This window comes from Pseudaquidulcibacter saccharophilus, from assembly GCF_019455445.1.
GTDB classification, from domain to species: Bacteria; Pseudomonadota; Alphaproteobacteria; order Caulobacterales; family Aquidulcibacteraceae; genus Pseudaquidulcibacter; species Pseudaquidulcibacter saccharophilus.
The window spans coordinates 860,237-883,082 of record NZ_JAHWUS010000001.1 but is presented as its reverse complement, the minus strand read 5'-3'; the positions used below and the strand labels follow the sequence as shown (position 1 = coordinate 883,082).

Below are 22,846 nucleotides of genomic sequence, written 5' to 3'. Positions count from 1 at the left end.
AAATTACCTTTTCACAGCATTATGGCTGTTTTTGTTCTTTTAATGCGGCTTCAGGGCCGCGCCATTCACCGGATTTTTTCAAAGAATCGGCAACCTCTTTAGGAACATAATTTTCATCATGTTTTGCCAAAATTCTTTCTGCCTTGAAATGTGTGTTGTCGGTAAACTTACCCTCGGCAATAACCCCCTGCCCCTCGCGGAAAAGGTCGGGAACAATGCCTTTATAGGTAACATTAACATTGGCAACATTATCGGTAACCACAAAATTAATTGTGCCATCAGTGGTGTGCTTAAGGCTTCCGGTTAATACCAGACCGCCAAGCCGAACCTCACGGTTAAGTTTTGGCGGTGTAACCAAAACATCTTTTGGCGCATAGAAAAATGACACTGTCTTTTTCATTGCAACCGCACCCAAAACCGTGCCGCCGCCAAGAACTACCGCGCCCAACGCAATCCAAATTAGGGTTTTATGCCGTCTTTTCATATCAACACCTTTTAACCACCCATATTTCCGCCATTATCAGTGCCTGGTTGCGATGATTGTAACATCATTGCCGCCACTTCCAATATTTGGGTTTTAAATTTGTCATTTTTATACAGATTTATGCCATCTTCATAGGTTTTCTTGGCTTCATCAATCTTGCCTGATGTCAACAAAACTTTGATAACAGAAACCCGCAAACCAATATCATCTGGCGATTGTTTAAGTGCATCAACACGGTTTTGAACCATGGTTTTGATGAAATCCTGTGGATTACCACCGGCCGCCATTGCCGCCATGAATGGTGCTTCTGAAGCGCCCATCGCGCCACCGCCCATTGCGCCACCCATCATAGGGCCTTTTTTACCGCCCATCATCGGGCCTTTTTCAAGTTTTGAAATTTCAGGCACAATACGGGTCAAAAGACCAAATTGCTGTTGACTTGGTTGATTTTCATCTTTTGACGGGAACCGTTGCCACGCATCACGCCAAATATCCATTGCACCGGTTTTATCACCCGCCGCCCATTTAAACTGACCAGAATAAAAAAGCGCGGTCATATTATTTTTATCAAGCGCCAAGGCATCTTTGATAGCACCATTGCTTTCAGGGGATGCTACATTTCCAGAAAGCCTAAAGATAACACCGCCGATTTCGGCATAGATTTCCGGGTTTTTATCTTCACGTCTTAAAGCAGCCTGATAGGCACGAAGCGCCTCATCATCGCGCCCCTCACCGGCAAGGATTTTTCCCATCAAAAGATGCGGTGTTGCGTCATTTGGCTTTTCGCGCATTTTTTGTTCGATAATAAGTTTAATTTCGCCAGTGGTTAAAGTGTTGGGGTCACGCGCCAATAATTCTTTTTCGCGTTTGGCAATTGGCATATCGCCAAAACCCGGTGAACCAACAAAGAAATAGGTTGCAATTGTTGAAAGACCAAACAGACCAATTAATAATGCCACATAGCGCGGATTAATCGGGGAAGATATTTGTACACTTTCACGTTTATTACGCGCCATACGACGCCCGATTTCAAGACGGGCATTCTCGTAATCGGTTTCGTCAATCTGCCCTAATTCAAGCGATTGTTTCAATTCTTCGAGCTGTCTTTTATAAATTGAGTTGCCATCAATTGCCGGCGCTTCGCTTTTTTTCAAGCTGCCCATAAGATACCAGATTGCGGCCAATAATAAAATTAACGCAACGGCAAAAAATAAAATTAGGCTTAGATTAGAAGTTGCTTGTCCCATGATTATGCAATGGCTTTTATTTTCTAAATATGCAAGTTAAAGGCTCATTTAGGTGTGAATATTCACAAATAAAAGAGCGGCAAAATGTAGCGGGGATTAAAAATCAGCCATAAATCCTACGTTCAAAGGACTTTGCCGCAGCTTCATCATCAACAATACGGGTAATTTCAATGGTTTGGCGCGCCCAATCATCAAAATATTTCCCCTTATTATTTTCACTTAATTCCAAAGTAAGACCACTTCTTAAGGCATCGCAATGTTTCAACATGCTTTGCAATGATGTTTCACGCGCAACCTTAAAGCCACCCAAAGGCGCAAAGAGGCGGGTTTCACGAATAAAACGCGAAAATTCATATGCCAATTTATATTTAGAATCATCAATAGGTGCACCGGTGCGCGGAATATCCAAATATCCCTTTCCCTTCACCATTGTCCGATCAATAGGTAAGGCGCGTTGCAAATACCCAAGCGAACGTTGGCATAAATCAATAAGTAATTGGGTCGCCCTTGCACGGATACTAAATAATTCTTTTTGCCACGGGCCATCGCCTGATAAAATTTCTTCACGCTCAAACCCATGCGAGAATTTATTGTATGTTTCGATATCATGGGCCAAAACTTCGCCGTCAAAATCGCCATTTCGTGCATCATTGAACTTGGTTACAAACTCACGTATTTGCCCCAAAAGCCGATCACCAACAATTTTATATGCGGTTGCATCAAGCTTTCTATCATTTACGAGTGGATTTATGCTTTTCAAAATTCGCAATGTCATCCATGGCTTTGACGAGTTCGCCATGATAGAAATCATAAGTTCTGCGGCCAAATCAAGGTTTGTATTTTCAAGCTCTTTGAAAAAAGCCATATATTTATCGAATGCCGCACGTGAAAGATTTTCAATATCAAAATCAATGCTAAGGCCGCTTTCTTTGGCTTTTTGGTGGGTTTGCAATAATATTATGAACCGTTTTGAATCTTCAAAGGAAATGGTTCTGTCATGATTATTGAAAAACCCATCATCAGGTTTTTGAAAAAATTTTTGTGCAATTTTACTGCGCAATTCACTGGCTATATTTTGCCCCAAGCCAACATTACCTATGCTTAGGGCATCTTTGGCGCGTTGTTCGTAACCATTAAATTCAGCCGTGTCTGAAGTCTTTTTTATAACTTCCCAAATTTTACCCAATGAATCGCGTTTAAAACTTCCAGGTAAAGGTGAGCTTTTGTATTTATCGACAAATAGAACATCAAAAGGTTCAAAAAATAGGCGTGACAAATTGGGAAAGCGTGCAATTTCACCATCAAAAGACTGCACTTTTTCGCGCAATGTCGCAATCATTTCATCAATAGGTAGATTATTTGTATTTTGCGCCTTAAGTAATTCGAGTTGCGACAACAATCCAGCAGCCACAGATGCGGATGCATTGGCTATTAAAGAGTTTAATCTTTCTATTTCCTCACTACGACTATTTGACATGTCTGTTATAAAAACCGGCTGCTAGCAAAGTCTTTTGATTTTAGCTTAAAAAATCTAAATACAAATAGTTAATTTATGGTATCAGCAGTCGGCAAACGTAAATTGGCGCGCAATCCGCCCAATGGCGATTTTTCAAAGTTCAAGGCGCCACCATATGCAACCGCCAATTCATGGGCAATTGAAAGCCCAAGACCTGAACCATTTGAAGTTTCATCAAGCCTTACGCCACGTTTTAAGGCGTCTTTGACCTCGGATTCGGTAAGCCCCTCACCGTCATCATCAATTAGAATATGAATAAAGCCGGCATCACTATCATCGAAGCTTATCTCAACCAAGCCACCGCCATATTTACAAGCATTTTCGGCCAGATTTCCAAATAAATCTTCCAAATCCTCACGCTCACCACGGAATGCGGCGTTGGTTTTGTTCAAAACCTCGACCAGAACACCTTCGGCACGATATAATTTTGCAAGTGTACGTGTAATATCGTCAACCACAGGACCAATAGGAGTGCGGGTGCGCAAGGTTTCGGCACGAGCAGCGGCACGAGCGCGTTTTAAATAATGCTCTACTTGTCTTTGCATGGTTTGGGTTTGGCGTGTAACCAGCCTTGAGAACGCATCCTCATGCTGACCAGCCTCATTTAACATAACAGAAATTGGGGTTTTAAGCGCATGGGCAAGATTGCCAACATGGGTGCGTGCGCGTTCAACAACTTCTTCATTATGTTGTAAAAGGGCGTTTAGTTCGCTGGCGATTGGTGCAATTTCAATCGGTAGATTTTCATCAAGATGCTCGGCTTTGCCACTTCTGATATCGCCCAATTGATCACCCATTTGCCGCAATGGTTTAAGACCAAGTTTAACCTGAAGAATAATTGCCAACATTAAACCAACCACAAGGGCAATTAATGATGCCATAAGAATAAGGTTAAAGCGGCTTTTGGATTTTTCAACTTCGGTTCTGTCAAACGCAACAACTAAAATAGTGTTGTTATGCCGCCCTGGGAGCGTAATTTGCCGCGCACCTATTTTTAAACTCTCACCACTTCGGTTAATGTTATAATATGCGTCAACCCCGGGGTTTGATGTGGCTTTTGTCACGACTGCGGCAGGTAAATTGATGGTTTCATCAAAAAGAGAGCGTGACCGCACCTGATTGGCAGTTATTTTTCCAGCCTCATTAATATCGGCAGCCATCCAATAATAACCAGACAAAGGCCGCGTAAAACGTGGGTCAGTTGGTGGCCGTTCGATAACTAGTTTTGCTGACTTATCGACATCCGCAGTTGCCGCCAAAGTATCAAGATAAACGCTTATAGAATTTTCAAAATTCTTATCAACATAATTGCCAAAAATTGTCGCCAAACCAAAACCAGTTGCCAATACCGCCGCAATCGACCAAATGATTGCGACCAATATTAGTCGTAGGGTTAGTGACGTGGTTTTTTTAAGCAATTGTGGCATAAATTACTTATCAGGATTTATAAGCTGATACCCTAAACCACGAACCGTAAGAATTCTATCTTGCCCGATTTTTTTGCGCAACCGACCGACAAAAACCTCAATAGTATTGGAATCGCGGTCAAAATCTTGATCATAGATATGTTCAATAATTTCGGTACGCGGAACAACACGACCTTCATGGTGCAACAAATAGGTCAAAAGACGCAACTCATGGCTAGTAAGTTTAATCGGGTTACCATTAACCGTTGCCCTTTGCGCACGTGTATCAAGGCGTAAATTACCTGATTCAAGTGCCGATGTTGCATGACCCGCCGCACGACGTACCAATGCGCGCAAACGTGCAAGCAATTCTTCGGTATGGAATGGCTTGGTAAGATAATCATCAGCACCAGCATCAAAGCCAGAAACCTTTTCGGCCCATCTGTCACGTGCAGTTAAAATCAAAACCGGAAAATCTTTTCCGTCTTTGCGCCAACGTTCAAGAATGGTCACACCGTCAATTAATGGCAAACCAAGGTCAAGAACGACGACGTCATACGGCTCGGTATCACCTAAAAAATGTCCTTCTTCGCCATCTGCCGCAGCATCAACAGCATAACCAGCATCAGTAAGTGCACGATGCAATTGACGACGTAAATCTGGATCATCTTCAACAATTAAACAACGCATTTTCACCTCACGCGCAAAGAAACCTAAAGGGGGCCGTCAATTAACCGCGACGGCTTAAGATTCTGCCAGATTCGGCATCTACAACAAACTCAATAATGCGACCGCGATTTTCAGAAGGTTCCCAACGAACAACATAGACCTGTCTTCCGCCATCATTTACCAATTGGGCATCACTTAGGCGACCCGGAACACTTTGATTAATAATCTGCGCAACTTCGCGCAATGAAAGTATCTGCCCACGATCGGCATATTTACTCATTGGCGGAACATAATTTGAAATAAAACCGTTGTCTGGCATTTGTAGCGCGAAATGCGGGCGAGCCAACGCAATATTCGGCGCCATGCCAATCAATAATAATCCGGTTAATGTTGCAGCGAGTTTTTTCATACTGCCTATTTTACATATCCGATATGAACAGAAATTGAATGATTTATATAAAATGCTTTATTATTGATTTTCTAATATAGCAAGTAAGTTTATTTTAAAAACAGCAACTTGATACAAATTTTTCAAAAATTGGCTGCGAAGCAGTTTTTAAATCATCTTTATAATCACTTTTGGGCCATAAAAGTTCGGGATGCCACTGCACCCCAATTGCAAACTGTTTACCCTTGATTTCAAGGGCTTCTACTGCGCCATCTTCTGCAAAAGCAGAGAAAATCACGTCATCACTTGCTTGCAAGAAACCTTCATTATGGTGTGAATTGGTTACAATTTCTGGCACGCCAATCATTTGTGCCAAATGCGTATCAGGGACAATTTTCACATTGTGTAGGGTTTCTTTTAAATTGTGATTTATTGCAGTTTTCAGGTGATGCGCCAAGCGATAGGTCATTTTTGCGCCATAGGCCACGCCCAAAACCTGCATCCCGTTACAAATTCCAAGATAAGGCCTGTCGGCATCGACCCATTTTTTTACTAATTCACTTTCAAATTCGTATCTATCAGAATCGGGTGAATTGCTTTGCTCACCATCAATATAGGCACTATCCGCAAACCTTACCCTTGCACCAGTGGACATAAGACCATCGCAATTAGCAAGCGCAAATTCACCCGCCTCTTTAAAATATGGAATCCCAATTGGCACGCCACCCGCCGCATATACCGAATTGAAATAGCCTTTGTTTGCCTCGTAAAAACGACCACCTTTTGAAGTGTCTTCATCCATAATAATGGCGATTAATGGTTTTTTTGTCATTTATATTTTTAGATTCTCTTTTGGTATATTTTTAGCTTCTCTTTTTTGGTGCTTCTGCTTTACGCGACCAATTGGCAAGCAATTGAAGCAATTCGGAATTGTCACCATCAGGTAAAGTAATTTCAAGGTGAATATATAAATCACCAATTTTATTACCCTTGGCAACACCGCGCCCTTTTAGGCGTAATGTCTGCCCAGAATTGGCATTGGGTTTAATGCTTAGGGCAACTTTTCCAAGTGGTGTTGGAACCTCTATTTTTGCGCCTTCTAACGCCTCAGTCAGGGTAATTTGCAAATCGGTATGAACATCAATGCCATCAATACGGTAATTACCATCTGGCTTGATATTGATTGTAACCAATAAATCACCGTTTGCACCGCCGGCAACACCGGCACCACCTTTACCACGCAGGCGTAGAACCTGCCCCTCGGTAACACCTGATGGGATGGTAATATCAATCGCGCTGCCATTAACGGTAACACGTTTTTTTGCGCCAACAATTGCATCAAGTGTTTCGATTTGTAATGTTGTGCTAAGGTCGGTACCCTTGCCAGGTGGGCGGGTTGAACCAGTGCGCGCACCACGACCACCGCGCAGATTTGCGCCAAAAATATCGCCAAAGAAATCCTCAAAATCAGGATTACCAAAGCCAGAAGATGCCTTGGCACGGCCGCCGCCCATGTTCATGCCTGCAAATGGGCCACCGGGACCAAACGGATCCCCACCCGCAAAGCCGCCATTAAAGCCACCTTGACCGCCACCAAAGCCCGCAAATTTTGGATTGCCATCGGCGTCAATTTCGCCACGGTCAAATTTTGCTTTTCTTTCATCATCGTCAAGAAATGAAAACGCAGCAGAGATTTTTTTAAACTTCTCTTCGGCGGCTTTATTATTTGGGTTTTTATCAGGATGGAATTCCTTGGCAAGTTTGCGATATGCCTTGCGCACCTCTGCAATTGGCGCACCCTCATTCACCCCAAGAATATTATATGGATTTTCTGCCAATTTTAAAACTCCTTAATCACGTATGTATTTAGGGGTTTTTGACAAAAGTAAAAGGGGTTTTATGAATAATTATAATGCTATTGTTGCACTGGCATAATTGCCAATATTATTTTTATCATCAATTTGTGCGACCCGAAAATTTATATTTGGCATCATTTGCCCAAAATGACTGATTTCCATAGCATTTGAATAAATAAATTCATTGGAATTTATTACCATGTTACAAACGGTAACATTGCCGGATAATATCTCAATCACATATTTTTCATTGATATTTGATGGCACTTCTAATGCTTCCCAGCCGTCACCATTACCTGCGGCACGACGGATAAACCCAATATGCACGCCATCAGCCTTACGAGCTGCGGATAGGTGACAGGGTGCAAATTGTTTTTGCCCCGAATTTTCAAAAACATAGTTTTTTAAATGACCGCTTTCATCGGCATAGCCCGAAGTTGTAAATTGATATTCCATATCAATGCCAAGATATTGGCTATCTAGATGTGCTTCGATACCTGCATCATCAAGCAAAAGCGCAAAAGTTCCATCCGAAATTTCTGGCGCGTCGGCTATGCCCGATAATCCACGCACAATGCCATTTAATTTATAACTCTGGCTGGCAGTTAAAACCGCATTTTCAAAATAGATAATGTCTTTCACAATATCATTTTCAATAAATGCCAAATAACCGGAATTTGGCAATTCACCAATCGCCATTTCAATCTGAATGGCGCAATTTAGCCTTTGTGAAATTTTCGATTGCGCCAAAGCCCCGTTTAAAAAGCCATAATTTGCGGTTTTATTGAGGGTAACAATTTTTGCACCATTAAACTTCATTTCGATTGCGCCAAAAAATGGGTATTGCGCGGCAAATACCTTGGCATTGCAATCATTGGCAGCAATGAATGGATATGGCAGTGATAATATAATACCATATGGTCGCGAATAGGTGGTCGATTGAATAAATTTATTCTGCAATTCGCCTTTATTGGGCGCCAAGAAATCGCAAAATGCCTTTGATAAATGAATGGTTGTGAAAATATCATTTTCGATGCGCTCAATGCGCCAAACCTCACCATCCAATTTGATATTATCACCTATTTCAAGGGTAAGTGCCGCCTGCATCCCAACCCTTATTTCCGCAGTTACAACACCATTTTGCGCAAGCCCCAAAAGATAGCGGGCAATTCCATCGCGCACTTCGCGACCCGCAATTATTGGCAATGAAAATTGCCCTCTTTTGCCCTGTGCCGTGTTGCCAACAACTTCATGGGAAATAATGTCATAATCGGCATCAGAAGCATAACAAGAAAATTGAAAGCGTGAAATTTTATCGGCAAATTCTTTGGATCTTTGGATTAGGTTTTGGACGTCATCCAAAATCAAATCATCGTGTGATAATTCGGTAATATTATCGTTATGCTGGCGGGTTTTGAAAACAATCAAATCCCCGCTTTGGGTAGTTTCAATACCAAAAGCATAAATTAGATTTTCAAGGGCGGCACGGGCATCCTGTGGATTTTCGATGACAAAGCCGTCAATAATTCCTTCAACACCATTACAATCGACATTTTCAAAGCCAGCACGCAGGGCAATATCTTTGATAATCTCACCCAAATTCCCCTGCCCCATGCGCCCCATAAGCCAATGACCTTTGGGCATATTTTCGCCATCCGCCCAAATATCGGAAAGAGATGGGAATGCGGGATAAGGCCGTGCATCCCATGCCCAAATATTTATCCCATCCAAATCAATCATCTTGCCATTATAAAGGTTGGCATTTGGGTTTTTATCCCCCTGCCAATAGCCTAGAAACGCGCTCAAACAATTACGCTGTTCCATGTCATCGCGCGCACCATTTGAAAAATATGGAATGGTATTTTCAATTGATTTGGCATCGGGAAACGCACTTGGAAGATTGCCGGCGCGGTCAATTGCGGCGTAACCAAGCTCTAGCAGTCTTATAGGTTTTGATTTGGCAAGCCATTGGGTTGGGATTGTTTTTTTAACCCCACCCACGCGTTCATAATGTGTATTTGACCAAAACCCACGCAAATCCTTTTGCCGATAAACCCATTCCTCGTGATAGTTCGTATCAATTATTGGGGTTTTGATTTTATTGGTGCGGTCACTTTGGTTTTGATAATAATAATCATACCCTTCCCCACCCTCAATATGGTTTTGAAAATCAGGAATTGAATAGCGGGCATCACCTTCGTGGCGATCAGAAATTGGGGCATAATAATCAATGCCGACAAAATCGATATTGGCATTTGACCACAGGGCATCAAGCGGGAAATACGTGTTATTGTCAGAATAATATGCACCATATTCCGTCCAATCAGCGCCATAAGAAATTTTGGCATTAGGTAAAATTGCCCGCACTTCGGACGCCAATTCAATAAGGTTTTCAACAAATGGAAATTTATCCTCATTATCCCTGATACGGGTTAAACCCACCATTTCAGAACCCAAAAGGAATGTATCAACCCCACCCGCTTCAGCACATAAATTCGCATAATGCAGAATGAAATTGCGGTATGACCATGTCTTACCATTATAAAATTCATTGATTTTTGTGCGGGCGGTGGCGGTTTTATCGCCCGTCACAGTAACTCGTCCGCGCCATGGATAACCCGCACAATCCATCATTATAAAGGGGTTGAAAGTAATTTTTAAACCGCGCGATTTAATTTCCTTTATTGCCTCTTGAATAGACGTGTCGCACGGCGTCCCGCCATAGGCGGCATCACCCATATAATTACTAACCAAATCGGCATCATCACGCCCAAGACCCGCAACCGACCATTGATAAGGCGATGTTATTTTATCCTTGCGGTCAACTTTCGGCTTTAGTTCACAATTTTCAGCGTGCGTGTCCGTTCCGAACCATGCCACCACCAGCGATATATTTTTAACCTGCGGCAAGTCGCGTTCAAGATTGTCTAAAGCAACCACAAAGTCAGCTTTATTACCGCTTTGGTTATTGTTCACCCCATTATCGCGACCGGGGGCAACAAGATGCTTGATGGATGTGGTGGCATAGGCAAACTCACCAGCACCAGGTATCATACAAACCCCTTTTATTAAATCTTCAAGCCGATTTTCCGATGTTTTGGGCGGGCAAAAAACTTCAAATGCGAATTGTGGGATACGGTCACCATAATTATCAAGGTCGAAATCCTCAAATACAATATAGGCGATATCATTATAGCACGGGGTATTTCCAATGCCTTCGATTGCCTCAATAAGCGGGTCTTTATCTTGGAAAGGCGTTCCGCGATAAAGGCGATATTCGGTATTATTCAAATCAAATTCATCGCCATTGACCCAAACTTTGCCCAGACCCGATATTTCACCCTCACACAAGGCAATGGCAAAAGAAATGAAATATTTGTTTTCGGTGATTTTCTGCCCAGATTTACCACCCACTTTACGCTTTATATTGGTTTCTTTGAATTTTGAGGCCCAAATAAGTTGCCCTGCAATTTTGGCACGACCATAAACAATCGGCATTGGCGCACCATCTATTGATGATTGCACCGACAATGTGCCAAGTTTTGACGCTTCGTGCACCCTCCCCCCAAGCTCTGATGATAAATAGCCATCAATTGATGAGCCAACCAACGACCCAATAAACCCGCCAATAGAGCCAAACGCCGATGTTCCAAGTGATGATAAAATTATCGAAGCCATTATTCGACACCCTTAAAAGAATAAAATGCAACAACACGCTTTTTGAACCAATTGCCGAATGAATTTTCGACCACACCTTGTGACCAATGGGCATGAATTATGGTGTTTTTTTCGGTTAGAATTCCGCAATGAAAATCCGCCATATTCGCGGTGCTTTTAAATAAAACCACATCACCCACTGATTGGGTTTTGGTTTCATCCATTGCGATTATTAGTGCTTCTGCTAGGGATTGATTACGCTTTGGAACCTCTTGTCCCAATTGCCGCAAAATAATTTCTATTAACCCTGCGCAATCACAACCAACATTTTTTAAAGACATACCAACCCGAAAAGGGGTTCCCAACATTTCGCGGGCAGTGGCAATAATTTCACCCCGCATCATGACCGTTTACCCCCATCATTGCCCGATATGGCAGGGCCAGAAAAGGCATCTGATTGACCGGGTAAATGCGGGCAACCACGAAAATTATCGCCATTATGAAAACGGGTTTTGCAAGTGGTAAAAGTCTTGTCACAGCCTTTGAAAAGCCGGATAGAATCGCCGTGCACAGGCAAAATCGGCAAAGGATTTTCAAGGAAAATCAAAGTGGTAGCAGCGTTTTTAACAATGCTTTTTATACCGATTTCAAACCCTGATAATGCACCGCTTTTAAAAACCATTTTGCCATAAATATAATCTGCGGCATTTATATTGTTCGCGCCGGTTTCAATAAAATCAATGGTCGAATTAGCAAGCAATTCGGTATCAATAAAATGCCCCGCCTCTACAAGGTCAATCCCACACTTTTCATCGCCCAAAACCGCATCACAATTGCGGCTTATGGTGCGCCCAATTTGATTTTGAAATTTCTGTTTTTGCCCCGACAATTCAAATTCAAAGCCAATGTCGCTTTGGGTAATCGCGTTGATAAAGCCATTAAAAACCGTAGCATAATTATTGGCATTTTGCCAATCAAACAAAATAATTTCAACCGCCGCTTTATCCCATTTACCAAATTTGATGTCGATTTCTTCAATAAGCCCAACCTCGAAACCACCAAGCAAAAGGCTATTATCACTTCCAAGACCTGATGATTTTTCACCATGCCCGATATCAAGCGCATTATTGGCAATGAATAGATTTCCACCAACCATAATATCGCAATCATGCCCGGAAAAACAAACCCTAACACCATCATTACGGCTTAAAATATAGCCATATGCCAAAGTTTGGCTTTCCGCCCCAAGGCTTTGCACAAATGATGACGACACGGTTTTCATGACAACACCTCATTAATCAGGATGTCGGCAATATGCCCATTGGTCTGCCCATCTAGTGATAATTCAAGCTGTTCATTATCAAAACGCGCAACGCAATCAAATTCAAAACCGGCGGTGATAATCTGCCCAGTATTTGGTGCATTGGTGAAATTTAACATTCCGGTCAAATAATCAATTGAAAAACCGCCTGTTTTCAATACACCATCTATTGCAATTAAAACCGAACCTAAAACTGGTTTGGAAATTTTGCGGGCATAGATATTTGCCGCATCACCATAGTTTTTAACAATTTGGAATGATTTGTTTACGCCATCACCGACCCCAATTTTTTGATCATTATGATTTGGAATATTATTTGGCGCGCAGGATTTATTATCAAAAGGATCACGAAACCGAAACGCATAAAGCCGCCCAAGGCGCGCCTCGTAAAAATCAACGACCTGTGCCAAATCATTCAAATCCGCATTTTTTGACGAAATCTGCCAATGCCTTAGCGAATTTGCATTTGAACTAATGCGGATTTCTTTGCCATTTTTGCGGGTGGCAATATTGGTGCGGCGAACAGGGCCCCCAATTGCACCACGCGCAATTCGCATCGGGAAAGATATGTCATGAAAACTCATAATCCTGCCCTTCCCTTATTTACGGCGCGCGCCAATGCAGTTGAAATTTGATTGGCAGATCGTTTGACATCCGACAAATTACCGCCCTGACCAACATGGATATTGATATTTATTGGTTGGGATAATTCGTTTTGAATTGTCCCCGCGGTTTTGGGGACAAAAAGCTCTGGTCCATTTTCGCCCACCAAATATGCCCCACCAATATTCACACTGCCGCCACCGGCCCTTGCACCAGAAATTGTCGCGCCAAAATTGGCCGCAATAGATGATACAATCCCATCAATCGGTTTGGTGACATATTGGTTGATGGCAATATTTGATAAATCGCGCAAAATTGCCTGTGCCAGCGATTTAATCGATAATTCCCCAGACCGTGCCGCAGTCCCCAGGCTTTTTGAAATATCGTTACCAACCTTGTCAAAGGCGCGCGAAATCAATGTGGCATTCTCATTGGCGGATTGTGCGAGATTACCAAATTCATCGGCACTTTTTTGATATTGATTATCTTGTGTCATTATCAAATTCTTTCAATAATTTTTCAAATTCTCGGGCGTTTAAGGCGGGGTGGGTTTCCCCCACCAACATTTTCCATTCCAAAACCGATAATTGCCAAAACACACGCGGGCTTATGCCAATTGATAAGGCATAGCGCATCATTTGCGCCCAAGAGTTTTGTTGGATTACGCGCATTTTTCAAAGCATTCGGCAATTTTTTGCGCGGCAATTTTGGGGTTAAGGTCGGAGGTTTTTAAGGTCTCGATTTCAAAAACTACCCCACCGCCTTTTAACAAAATCAGCAATACAATTAGGATTTCACCCGCGCTTAAACGCCCCATTTTTTGCCCCAAATCTTTTAAATCTGTGGCAGAAAATGCGGTTTCCAATTCTGCTAGCGCACCCAAAGTTAGGCAAATTTTGTGGTGTTTGCCATTAATTTCGATTGCCACTTCACCACGTTTTTCATTGACTATCATAGTGCGCTAAACCCAATTGCCCCGGCTGAATTAAGGGTCATTGAAAATGTGGCCTCGCCATCATAATTGCCACCATATTCAAGGTTAGAAATTATAAACAACCCCTCTAATTGCCCAAAACTTGGGATAATTAGCCGCCATATACGGGCGTCCTGATTGAAAAATGCGGCACGGACAATTTCATCCGCCGCAGTATCTTTAAACACGCCTGAACCCGTTACCGACACTTCTTTTAAACCCGCATTGGGCAAAAGTTCACGCCAATTGCCTGCCGAATCCGATGCCGTGCCATCAATGGTCTTGGCAGAAAGTGCGATTGTTCTGGCGCGCAATCCGCCAATGATTATATAATTTGGGTTCACGGCCCCATCAGAAATTTTTAAAAGAATGTCTCTTGCTGCTTGTATGGTCATGATATTTCTTTTTCCTCCACCAATATTTTAAGCCGCACCACGCCCAAAAAAGTCCGTCCATCTATGGCGCGGTAAACATCGGCGTAATTGGTCATAATAAGGATGATTTTGGTTTGTTCGTTTTCTGGTTTGGCATTTATTGCCCATTTTTGAATTGCCGAAACCGCTGATTTGGCATCATCAATACCGTTGTTTTTACAGGTAATTTCAATGATAGCAGCGTATTCAACCGCCCCCTCATAATCGCCGGCAATGGGTTTTTGTTCCCACCTGCGCCAAACTGCAAAGGGCATAAGCGCGTGCTTAACCGGTGCATCATATATGCGCGCAGTGTTACCCAATGCGGATTTAATACCCGCATCAGACTTTAGTGAATTGGTGATTAATTCTTGGACGGCAATCATAGGCGCACCCCAATATTCGGGTTCTGATTTTGCCCGCCATCATCACGGTTTTGGATTGCGCGCCCAATTTCTTCCAATATTTCCAATTTATAGGAATTTGGTACGGATGCCGCATTTGCAAACCCCGCGAAATAATCGATTTCAAGACCTTCGCTATACCGATTGAGGTAAAACAGATTATCTTGCAAACTTATTAAATCGATTGCCGTTACCATTATCCCATTAATGGAATTTCTAACCGTATCAATCGCCGTAACATTGTGAAAATCAGGTCTTAAAGCGGGTTTTTGCCCTCCTGATTGTGCCAATTTATACGCATTATGGATTTCCTTTGCCGAAATGCTTTGGCGCAGCTTGCGGGAAATAAGGGCGATTGCATTTTTTGCCTCCACCATTTCCACCGCCGCCTTTAGCAATAGCAAAAGCATATTATCATCGCCATCAGTGCCAATTCTTAGATAGGTTTTAACCTCATCCAAAGTCAGTGGCAGTTCAGACGGCTGCACCAAAACAATATTCGTCATTTATCACCTAGGAGGCAGCAAATTTAAGGAATTTAATCGCGTCATAATCCTGCACACCACCGCCCACGCGCTTGGTTACATAAAACAGGACATAAGGCTTGTTTGAATATGGATCGCGTAAAACACGGACATCGGTTCTATCGACAATCAAATAGCCCTTTTCAAAATCACCAAAAGCAATTGAAAGGCTATTTGCCGCCACATCCGCCATATCTTCACATTCATAGACATTATAGCCAAGCAATGTGGTCGGTTGCCCCGCCACGAGTGACGGTTGCCAAATATATTGCCCCGTGCTGTCTTTGAACTTACGCACCTGACCCAAAGTTCGGCGGTTCATCAAAAATGATGCATTGGCGCGGTATGGGGTGCGCGGTGCATAGGTTAAATCAACCAATTTATCGACCGGATTTGTCGCCGCAAATGCCCCCGCCAAACCAGTGGCAATATAACCAAGTGAACCATAGGTTTGGCCAGCATCCGCCACAATATTATATGACGCAATGCCTTTTGGTTTGTTGGTTCCATCCCCCGAAATAAAGGCGGCGCTTTCGGCGGTTGCGAAACTTTGGGCAATTTCGCTTGCCAACCATGCATCAATATCAACTGCTGCATCATCAAGTAGGGTTTGGGTGGCGGCTGCCATTGCATAAACTTCACCAATCGGAAATGCCAATAAATCAAGGCTTGGGGTATTGGTTTGCGTGCGCGCACCGGTTTCGGCAACCCAACCAACAGTGGCCGCAGTGGTTGAAATCGGCTTTTTAAAAGTTCCCGAAGTGGTTGGGCGCACACTGGCAATTTTACGCATTGGTGAGATGTTTGATAAAACACGTTCAATCACTGCCTGCACTTCGGCGGGTGCAACGTGGCCACCATCTGATGCCACCGATGAAGACAATGATTTTTCTTCAACACGGTGCAAAGCATTTTCATCGCCACGGCGCATGAATTGCGACCATGCTTGATTATGGGCAGACTTTTGCTCGCTTTCGGCAATTGCATTTGGGCGCGCACCCATCAATGATAATCTATCAAGGCTGGCTTGGGCCTGTGATAAAGCACGGTCGATACGATCAACCTTTTCTTCCAAAAGCACATCATAATTAATTTTGTTGGGTGCGATCTTGTGTTCAAGGCTATGAAGTCTTTCGTCATTGGCGGCTTTAAATGCCTCAAATGTCTTCATAATCTCGTTGCGTGCGGCCTTTTCATCGGGCGCACTTTTGTTTTCAATATCCTGCATTAATTACTCCTATTATGCTGCGATAGATTGATTAATGGTTTTAAGGCGCGCGCGCGGTAACATTGGAAATGCCACCAAAGAAACTTCCCTAAGGTCAATTTCTTTTAGGATGCGACCACCATTCACGGGCGTAAAATCAAGCGTGCGGAAACCGATGGAAAGCCCATCCATTTGCCCAGATTTCACCATTGATTGTGCAAGCATGGCATCATCACTTGCGTCATAAATCAGCCCATCTACCCAAAGGCCAATTTCATCTTCAAAGATCTTTACCCATTCACCAATCGGTCGATTGCCATTATGTTGGTAAAGCATCCGCACCGACATAGCGGGCAATTGTTTTAGACTGTTGGCGAAGGCACCGCGTTCAACAATATCGCCCGCCAAATCCTTGATACCAAATAGGCTGGCATAGCCCGCGATTTGCAAAAAACTCATTTATTTATTTCCTTTATCAAGGCGGTCTTCGATGCGGGTAAGGCTTTGGCGGGCGGCCTGCATTTCGGCCTCGATGCGCGCCATACGTTCATTGATTGGGGCCTGTTGGTTAAGGCGGTTTTCAAAACTATCGAGGCGCTCTGCCGCCCCACCAATCCAGATGAATGCGGTTATTGCCTGCAATAAAACAGCAAGAATAAAGGCAAGATTGATGCGTGGATCGAAGTATTTTTCCATCATTCGACCCCCGCGAGCTTACGTTTTTCACTATCAGAGAGGAATGTTGCATTCTCTAGACGCGCCCAAAGACCATCGCGCTCCGTCCCCAATGCGTTTACGGCATCAAAATTGGCGGTGATGAAAACAGGTTCAGACGACCAACCGTTTAAAAGCCCTGCCAATGCCGCCGATAATTTGTTGACAAGTGGGATAATTGTTTGGCGATAAAATGCGCTATTTGCCTCTTTATAATTTGAATAAGTATTGTCGCCAGGGATACCAAGCAACATTGGCGGAACCCCAAAGGCAAGGGCAATATCACGCGAAGCCTGCCTTCTGGCCTCCACAAAATCCATTTCTTGTGGGGAAAGTGACATTGGCGACCATTCAAGACCACCCTCAAGCAATAAAGGCCGCCCAGCATTGGTCGCACCTGTATGCGCAATGGTTAATTCGGCTTTCAGGCGCTCAAATTGTTCATCAGAAAGCCGTTCAACCCCATTTTGCCCACGATAAACCAACGCACCGGATGGGCGGGCGGCATTATCAATCAATGCCTTATTCCACGCACCGCCCGCATTATGAATATCAATCGCGGTGGCGGCGGGTTCAATCGGGCTTTGACCGTATAAATCATCGCATGGATTAAAGGTTTTAAGGTGCAAAACTTGCGAACGCCCAGTTACCATATCGCGCCAAAGGCGGCGTTTATTGTTTCCAATTTGTTGTTCCCAACCAATTATCCAACCATTTTGCCCCTTAATAATGCGCATTGTATCGGGCCTGAGGATGATTAATTCTTTTGGAATATTATCAACCGCCACCACTTCAATATAAGCATTGCCGGCAATTTGAAGATGACCAATAAAGGCTTCTAAAAGCTCTGAAGTGGTTTGTTCAAAATTGGGCTTATCGATAAGATTTTGCCAAGCGTGCGGTTTGCCATCCTTATCCTTTACCAAAAGCGGGATTGCCGCCACCGCCTCGGCAATCATGCGAACACAGCGGTATGCAATCGGGTTTTGGCGATAGCCTTCACGTGCCAAAGCACCATAATCGCGCGGGGTCCATACCGGATTGCCGAGGTTTGAAAAGGCAAGAAATGAATTGCTTTTCGCTTCGGGTGATTTTGCTTTAAAAAATGAAAACATTTTAATTTCCGTTTAAATATTTCTGATTTTGGGATCGGATTTTTGCCCCAGCAAAAGATGGGTTAGTGCATGAACAAGTGCGTCCATGCGGTTGGGGCTGCCGCGAAAATTTTGCGTACCAAATGAACACATTTCATCTTCAAGGGCGGGGAAATGGTGAAGGTGGCATACGCGGTTTTGTGCGTATAAAAGCGCCACCGGTTCGGCACGCACACGCTTTGACTTTGACGCATGTACCAACCTAACCATCGCTTCGGGGGTTTGCAATTTGATGATTTCGCGCACCATCTCCCCACCCTGATTACCCTCTGCAAGGATGTAGTTTGCCTGATATTTTTCATATGCCTTGGCAATTAATTCCGCCCATTCATTGGGCGCTTGTCCTTGGGTAGTTAAATCATCAATAACCCACGCATTTTTGCCGTTTTTCCCGACAATAATTATCCCACAAGCATCGGCATTCTTGCCCTTTGTTGCAGGGGGATCGACCGCAATTAAAATGGTTTCAAAATCATCGGTTTTTGGTAAGGCACGGGCGTTTTTTATGTCGCTGCGTGACCATAATGCCCCTTCGGGGTCTTCGATTAACTCACCAAAAAGCTCTTGCCGCGCCCAAATACTGTTATTAAAACGGCGTTCCAAATCATCGACCACGCCATTTGCCAAATTGGCGGCATTATCGCGGGTTGAAGAACGCGTAATGACACAAGTTTCATCAAGCAATAAATCCTTGACCCAACTTACGGGGCGCGGTGTGGTAGTTAAAGCCATACGCGGATTTTCGCCAAGGCGTAATGCGGGGCGTAAAACATCCAAAACCGCATCACCATCGGCCCATGCCGCCAATTCATCACCCCATGCAAGGTCAAATTGCGGGCCACGCAAACTGTCGGGAACTTCGGCTGAATAGGCATAGGCAATAGCGCCATTTGCCCAAGTAAATATCCTTTTTGATGGTTCATATTTCGGGGCAAGTTCGGGCGGCGCAATCGCAAGTAAACCCGATTTACCACCAACCATAACATTACGAACGTCGCCCAATGTTGCACCAATAAGCGCAACTGAACTTGCATTCCCCTGTGAGACCATATCAGTCACCCATTCGGCGGCGGCGCGGGTTTTCCCTGCACCGCGTCCGCCCATGAACAGCCACGTCCGCCAATTTCCCTTCGGCGCCATTTGTGCCTTGCGCGCCCAAAACCGCCAATCCTGCATCAATATTTCGAGGCGATGCAGCGGCAGATTGCCCAATAATTCCTTTCGCTTCGGTGACGGCAAGGATGCGATCGAGTCTGCGTTCAAGCGCGGCAAATAAGAGGTCGCGCTCGCGTCGTTTTTGGGCAATTCTTTCAATATTTTTTTCCATAATCATCACTCATTGAACCGTGTGATTATGGATGCGGTATTTATGTGCGGTGATTAAAAAAGATTATTCAAACCCATAATTGTTTATTTTCAATGCGTTATGGTTTTTCAAATTCAAATTATCCGCAAAAACTGTTTTAGCTTTGATGAATCACTATATTAAATTTGACCTAATGAAAAAGCCTGAAAACCTCGTTTACCGCGCCGATTTAATGGAAGCCAAGCGGCGTAAAAATGTCCGTATGCAACTCATGAGCATCCTATTCTGGGGGCTTTTTTGGGGCTGCCTTATCGGCGGCGGAATTTTAGGCTTTAATTATTTATTTGGCGACATGCCGAGCGTAAGCTCGGAACAAGAATTATGGGTTTCCAATCGACCATCGTCTTTAGAAGTTGTTGATTCCCAAGGACGCACCATTGCCCTTCGGGGGCCGCGTTTTGGGCGCCGTGTTCCGATTGATGAATTACCGGCGCGCGTTATTACCCCGTTTCTTGCGGTTGAGGATGCCCGCTTTTTCGAGCATAAAGGCGTTGATTTTGTTGGCGTGGGGCGCGCACTTGTTAAAAATATTGCCGCCGGACACACGGTTCAGGGTGCATCAACCATCACCCAACAGCTAGTTAAAAACGTATTCTTAAATCCACACCAAACCATAAAGCGCAAAGCACAAGAAATGGTGTTGGCGTGGCAAATTGATAGCAAGTTTCCAAAGAAGAAAATCCTAGAAGTTTATTTAAACCGCATTTATTTCGGCAATAATGCCTATGGTATTGATGCCGCGGCATGGCGTTATTTCTCCAAAAAGCCACAGGAATTAACCCTTGGTGAGGCGGCAATGTTGGCGGGCCTTCCCAAGGCACCTGGGCGGCTATCAATCGATATCACCGCCAAGCCCGCACTTGATAGGCGCGCCGTAGTTTTGCAAAGAATGGTTGATGCACATTTCATCACCCCCCAGCTTGCCGCCGAAGTTGCCAAAGAGCCGGTGGTCGTAAAAACCACGCCCGACCCTGATGAGGGGGAAATTGCCTATGCCGTTGATATGGCGGCCAAGGAAATTGATACGCTCGATCCACCTATTTCGCCCGACCGTATCGCACGCATAACAATTGACCCGCGAATTCAACAAGACGCGGTTGAAACAATCCAAAAAATCTTGGCAAAAAATGCTGGATCTGGCGTTAATCAGGCGGCATTGATTGCCATTGATAAACAGGGGCGGATTTTGGCACTTGTTGGTGGGCGCTCTTATAAACAAAGCCAGTTTAACCGTGTGACACAGGCAAAACGCCAACCGGGTTCAACCTTTAAACCCCTTGTGTATGCCGCAGCGCTTGAAATGGGTATGACGCCCAACACCATCAAAGAAGACAAGCCGATTAATATCAATGGCTGGAAGCCACAAAACTTTGGCAAAACTTATTCCGGCAAAGTAACACTTTCAACCGCTTTAACTAGATCAATCAATACCGTCGCGGTTGAACTTGCGGTTCAGGTCGGGATTGACCGCGTTATCGGCACTGCACAGCGTTTGGGTATTGAAAGCCAATTGCCAAAACACCCATCAATCGCCCTTGGTGCCGGTGAAGTGACCTTGATGGATATGACGCGTGCCTATGCCACACTTGCCAATGATGGGGTTCGGGTTGAACCATATTTAATCGAGCGGGTCGATACCACACGCAACACTATTGCCTATGAACGCAAAAGCCACGCCCCAACCCAAGTTTATGACCCATTAAAAGCACGACAAATGACGGCAATGTTGGGCGATGTTATTGCCTTTGGTACTGGTCATCGCGCGCAGCTTGCGGGTGGGCGCGAGGCGGCGGGCAAAACCGGAACTTCGCAAAACTTCCGCGATGCGTGGTTTGTTGGCTATACTGCCGACATCATTTGCGGGGTTTGGGTTGGTAATGACGAGTTTAAACCCATGAACGGGGTTTCGGGCGGCACACTTCCTGCAATAATCTGGTCAGACTTTATGAATAAAGCCCATGAAGGAATGCCGCTTAACCCACTGCCAACCATTGACGATTTAAACCGCCCAGACAGCCAAACCATGGCAATGTTTTATGAAAACCTCGCACAATTCTTCTCATCCGCAGGGGGAGAATCTCTTGGTGCATTGGGTCAGGAAAGAAAACGGGTAGAGCAGTAATTATTGCCCTACTTCTTGTAAAACCTCTTCCCATTCCTCATCTGTTACTGGCTGCACCGAAAGGCGGGTCATTTTTACAAGGGCCATATTGGCAAGTTTGGGATTATTTTTAGCTTCTTCGAGTGTGTATGGGCGTTTTAATTTTTCAACCGCGCGAAATTTAACGCATTCCCATTTTTCATCGGTTGGGTCAGGGAAGATTTCCTGACAAACTTCGCAGATGCCGACAATTTCTTTGCCAATATTGGAATGATAGAAAAACGCTTTGTCTCCCAATTTCATGGCGCGCATATTGTTGCGGGCAAGATAGTTTTTGACGCCTGTCCACGCCTCCCCCTCATTGCCTTTTGCTACTTGTTGATCCCACGACCAAACATTGGGTTCAGATTTTATAAGCCAATATGCCATTTTTGCTCTCCTCGAACAACGATAGTGGAAAAGATAAATGTTTCAATATTGGAAGGTGTTTTTTGAATATACTTGCATTTTGTATAAATGCCCCCATTAAATTTTAAGGGGGCAAATACAGTTTTTACATTGTTGCAGTATATGACCGCGATGAGATAGGAAAAGTTGCAGACTTTTCCGCAAATCGAAGAGACAAAATCGCCATCAGCGATTTTTTAAAACATTTGTGTTTGTCACCAATCTTAACCCCGCCATCACAAGGCCGATTGTAGCAATTGCCACGCCTTGAAAATGTTCGGGAACAAGATTTATAACGCCAATTTGTTGCAAGCTGCCGATAATCGTAATTAATGCCGATGCGGCAAGGGTTTTATAGCCTTTCATATTATCTCCTTTTTTAGAGGCATATGATAG

The 22,846-nt window shown here is 44.0% G+C and carries 27 protein-coding genes; 1 reads left to right on the top strand and 26 read right to left on the bottom strand.

All coding sequences use genetic code 11. The features are described from left to right. Positions 1-19: 19 nt before the first annotated feature. The 24 genes from ccmE to KXV15_RS04045 all read right to left on the bottom strand — a co-directional run bounded on the left by ccmE (position 20) and on the right by KXV15_RS04045 (position 19,863). Positions 20-484 carry a cytochrome c maturation protein CcmE gene (ccmE, locus tag KXV15_RS04160; protein WP_240006893.1) on the bottom strand — a complete coding sequence of 155 codons (465 nt, stop codon included), beginning with the start codon at positions 482-484 and terminating at the stop codon, positions 20-22. 11 nt (positions 485-495) lie between these two features. Beyond that, entirely contained in the window at positions 496-1,731 is a 1,236-nt protein-coding gene (gene ccmI / locus KXV15_RS04155) for a c-type cytochrome biogenesis protein CcmI (protein WP_240006892.1), read from the bottom strand. A 103-nt stretch (positions 1,732-1,834) separates the two neighbouring features. Further along, complete coding sequence (locus KXV15_RS04150) at positions 1,835-3,208, bottom strand: hypothetical protein (protein ID WP_240006891.1); 1,374 nt, start codon at positions 3,206-3,208, stop codon at positions 1,835-1,837. Between the two features lie 68 nt (positions 3,209-3,276). Continuing rightward, positions 3,277-4,674 (bottom strand): ATP-binding protein, encoded by a 1,398-nt coding sequence (locus KXV15_RS04145; protein ID WP_240006890.1) that lies wholly within the window; start codon positions 4,672-4,674, stop codon positions 3,277-3,279. Positions 4,675-4,677: 3 nt separating this feature from the next. Then, positions 4,678-5,343, bottom strand: coding sequence for a response regulator transcription factor (locus KXV15_RS04140; RefSeq protein WP_240006889.1), 666 nt, complete (start codon positions 5,341-5,343; stop codon positions 4,678-4,680). A 40-nt stretch (positions 5,344-5,383) separates the two neighbouring features. After that, entirely contained in the window at positions 5,384-5,731 is a 348-nt protein-coding gene (locus tag KXV15_RS04135) for a PepSY domain-containing protein (protein WP_240006888.1), read from the bottom strand. Between the two features lie 94 nt (positions 5,732-5,825). After that, positions 5,826-6,542, bottom strand: coding sequence for a gamma-glutamyl-gamma-aminobutyrate hydrolase family protein (locus KXV15_RS04130; RefSeq protein WP_240006887.1), 717 nt, complete (start codon positions 6,540-6,542; stop codon positions 5,826-5,828). Between the two features lie 31 nt (positions 6,543-6,573). Further along, entirely contained in the window at positions 6,574-7,548 is a 975-nt protein-coding gene (locus tag KXV15_RS04125) for a DnaJ C-terminal domain-containing protein (protein WP_240006886.1), read from the bottom strand. 69 nt (positions 7,549-7,617) lie between these two features. Next, positions 7,618-11,244, bottom strand: a complete 3,627-nt coding sequence (locus KXV15_RS04120) for a baseplate multidomain protein megatron (protein ID WP_240006885.1) — start codon at positions 11,242-11,244, stop codon at positions 7,618-7,620. Then, the gene (locus tag KXV15_RS04115; RefSeq protein WP_240006884.1) at positions 11,244-11,627 is read right to left on the bottom strand and encodes an NlpC/P60 family protein; all 384 of its coding nucleotides are present in this window, start codon (positions 11,625-11,627) and stop codon (positions 11,244-11,246) included. The genes KXV15_RS04120 and KXV15_RS04115 overlap by 1 nt, the downstream gene beginning before the upstream one ends. After that, positions 11,624-12,505: a DUF2163 domain-containing protein gene (locus KXV15_RS04110; protein ID WP_240006883.1), complete on the bottom strand. Its 882-nt coding sequence runs from the start codon at positions 12,503-12,505 to the stop codon at positions 11,624-11,626. Before KXV15_RS04110 ends, KXV15_RS04115 begins: the two co-directional genes overlap by 4 nt. Then, positions 12,502-13,128, bottom strand: a complete 627-nt coding sequence (locus tag KXV15_RS04105) for a DUF2460 domain-containing protein (RefSeq protein WP_240006882.1) — start codon at positions 13,126-13,128, stop codon at positions 12,502-12,504. Before KXV15_RS04105 ends, KXV15_RS04110 begins: the two co-directional genes overlap by 4 nt. Beyond that, complete coding sequence (locus KXV15_RS04100) at positions 13,125-13,643, bottom strand: phage tail tape measure C-terminal domain-containing protein (protein WP_240006881.1); 519 nt, start codon at positions 13,641-13,643, stop codon at positions 13,125-13,127. Before KXV15_RS04100 ends, KXV15_RS04105 begins: the two co-directional genes overlap by 4 nt. Then, complete coding sequence (locus tag KXV15_RS04095; protein ID WP_240006880.1) at positions 13,630-13,818, bottom strand: phage tail assembly chaperone; 189 nt, start codon at positions 13,816-13,818, stop codon at positions 13,630-13,632. The genes KXV15_RS04100 and KXV15_RS04095 overlap by 14 nt, the downstream gene beginning before the upstream one ends. Next, complete coding sequence (locus KXV15_RS04090; RefSeq protein WP_240006879.1) at positions 13,809-14,102, bottom strand: GTA-gp10 family protein; 294 nt, start codon at positions 14,100-14,102, stop codon at positions 13,809-13,811. The genes KXV15_RS04095 and KXV15_RS04090 overlap by 10 nt, the downstream gene beginning before the upstream one ends. Next, positions 14,099-14,515 carry a phage major tail protein, TP901-1 family gene (locus KXV15_RS04085; RefSeq protein ID WP_240006878.1) on the bottom strand — a complete coding sequence of 139 codons (417 nt, stop codon included), beginning with the start codon at positions 14,513-14,515 and terminating at the stop codon, positions 14,099-14,101. The genes KXV15_RS04090 and KXV15_RS04085 overlap by 4 nt, the downstream gene beginning before the upstream one ends. After that, entirely contained in the window at positions 14,512-14,919 is a 408-nt protein-coding gene (gene gp17, locus KXV15_RS04080) for a tail completion protein gp17 (RefSeq protein WP_240006877.1), read from the bottom strand. Before gp17 ends, KXV15_RS04085 begins: the two co-directional genes overlap by 4 nt. Further along, positions 14,916-15,443: a head-tail connector protein gene (locus tag KXV15_RS04075; RefSeq protein ID WP_240006876.1), complete on the bottom strand. Its 528-nt coding sequence runs from the start codon at positions 15,441-15,443 to the stop codon at positions 14,916-14,918. The genes gp17 and KXV15_RS04075 overlap by 4 nt, the downstream gene beginning before the upstream one ends. Before the next feature lie 7 nt (positions 15,444-15,450). Then, positions 15,451-16,689: a phage major capsid protein gene (locus tag KXV15_RS04070; protein WP_240006875.1), complete on the bottom strand. Its 1,239-nt coding sequence runs from the start codon at positions 16,687-16,689 to the stop codon at positions 15,451-15,453. A 12-nt stretch (positions 16,690-16,701) separates the two neighbouring features. Then, entirely contained in the window at positions 16,702-17,127 is a 426-nt protein-coding gene (locus tag KXV15_RS04065; RefSeq protein ID WP_240006874.1) for an HK97 family phage prohead protease, read from the bottom strand. Further along, a complete protein-coding gene (locus KXV15_RS04060) occupies positions 17,128-17,364 on the bottom strand; it encodes a hypothetical protein (RefSeq protein ID WP_240006873.1) in 237 nt (78 codons plus the stop codon). Then, entirely contained in the window at positions 17,364-18,497 is a 1,134-nt protein-coding gene (locus KXV15_RS04055; protein ID WP_240006872.1) for a phage portal protein, read from the bottom strand. Before KXV15_RS04055 ends, KXV15_RS04060 begins: the two co-directional genes overlap by 1 nt. A 12-nt stretch (positions 18,498-18,509) precedes the next feature. Beyond that, entirely contained in the window at positions 18,510-19,640 is a 1,131-nt protein-coding gene (locus KXV15_RS04050) for a DNA-packaging protein (RefSeq protein ID WP_240006871.1), read from the bottom strand. Further along, a complete protein-coding gene (locus KXV15_RS04045) occupies positions 19,588-19,863 on the bottom strand; it encodes a hypothetical protein (RefSeq protein ID WP_240006870.1) in 276 nt (91 codons plus the stop codon). The genes KXV15_RS04050 and KXV15_RS04045 overlap by 53 nt, the downstream gene beginning before the upstream one ends. Positions 19,864-20,035: 172 nt before the next feature. Here KXV15_RS04045 and KXV15_RS04040 point away from each other — a divergent pair, with 172 nt between their 5' ends. Then, on the top strand, positions 20,036-22,024 hold the full coding sequence (locus tag KXV15_RS04040; protein ID WP_240006869.1) for a transglycosylase domain-containing protein: 1,989 nt from the start codon (positions 20,036-20,038) through the stop codon (positions 22,022-22,024). Here the strand turns inward: KXV15_RS04040 and KXV15_RS04035 are convergent, their stop codons facing one another. Continuing rightward, on the bottom strand, positions 22,025-22,432 hold the full coding sequence (locus tag KXV15_RS04035) for an EVE domain-containing protein (RefSeq protein WP_240006868.1): 408 nt from the start codon (positions 22,430-22,432) through the stop codon (positions 22,025-22,027). Between the two features lie 204 nt (positions 22,433-22,636). Beyond that, positions 22,637-22,816 carry a hypothetical protein gene (locus KXV15_RS04030; RefSeq protein ID WP_240006867.1) on the bottom strand — a complete coding sequence of 60 codons (180 nt, stop codon included), beginning with the start codon at positions 22,814-22,816 and terminating at the stop codon, positions 22,637-22,639. Between the last annotated feature and the right edge of the window lie 30 nt (positions 22,817-22,846).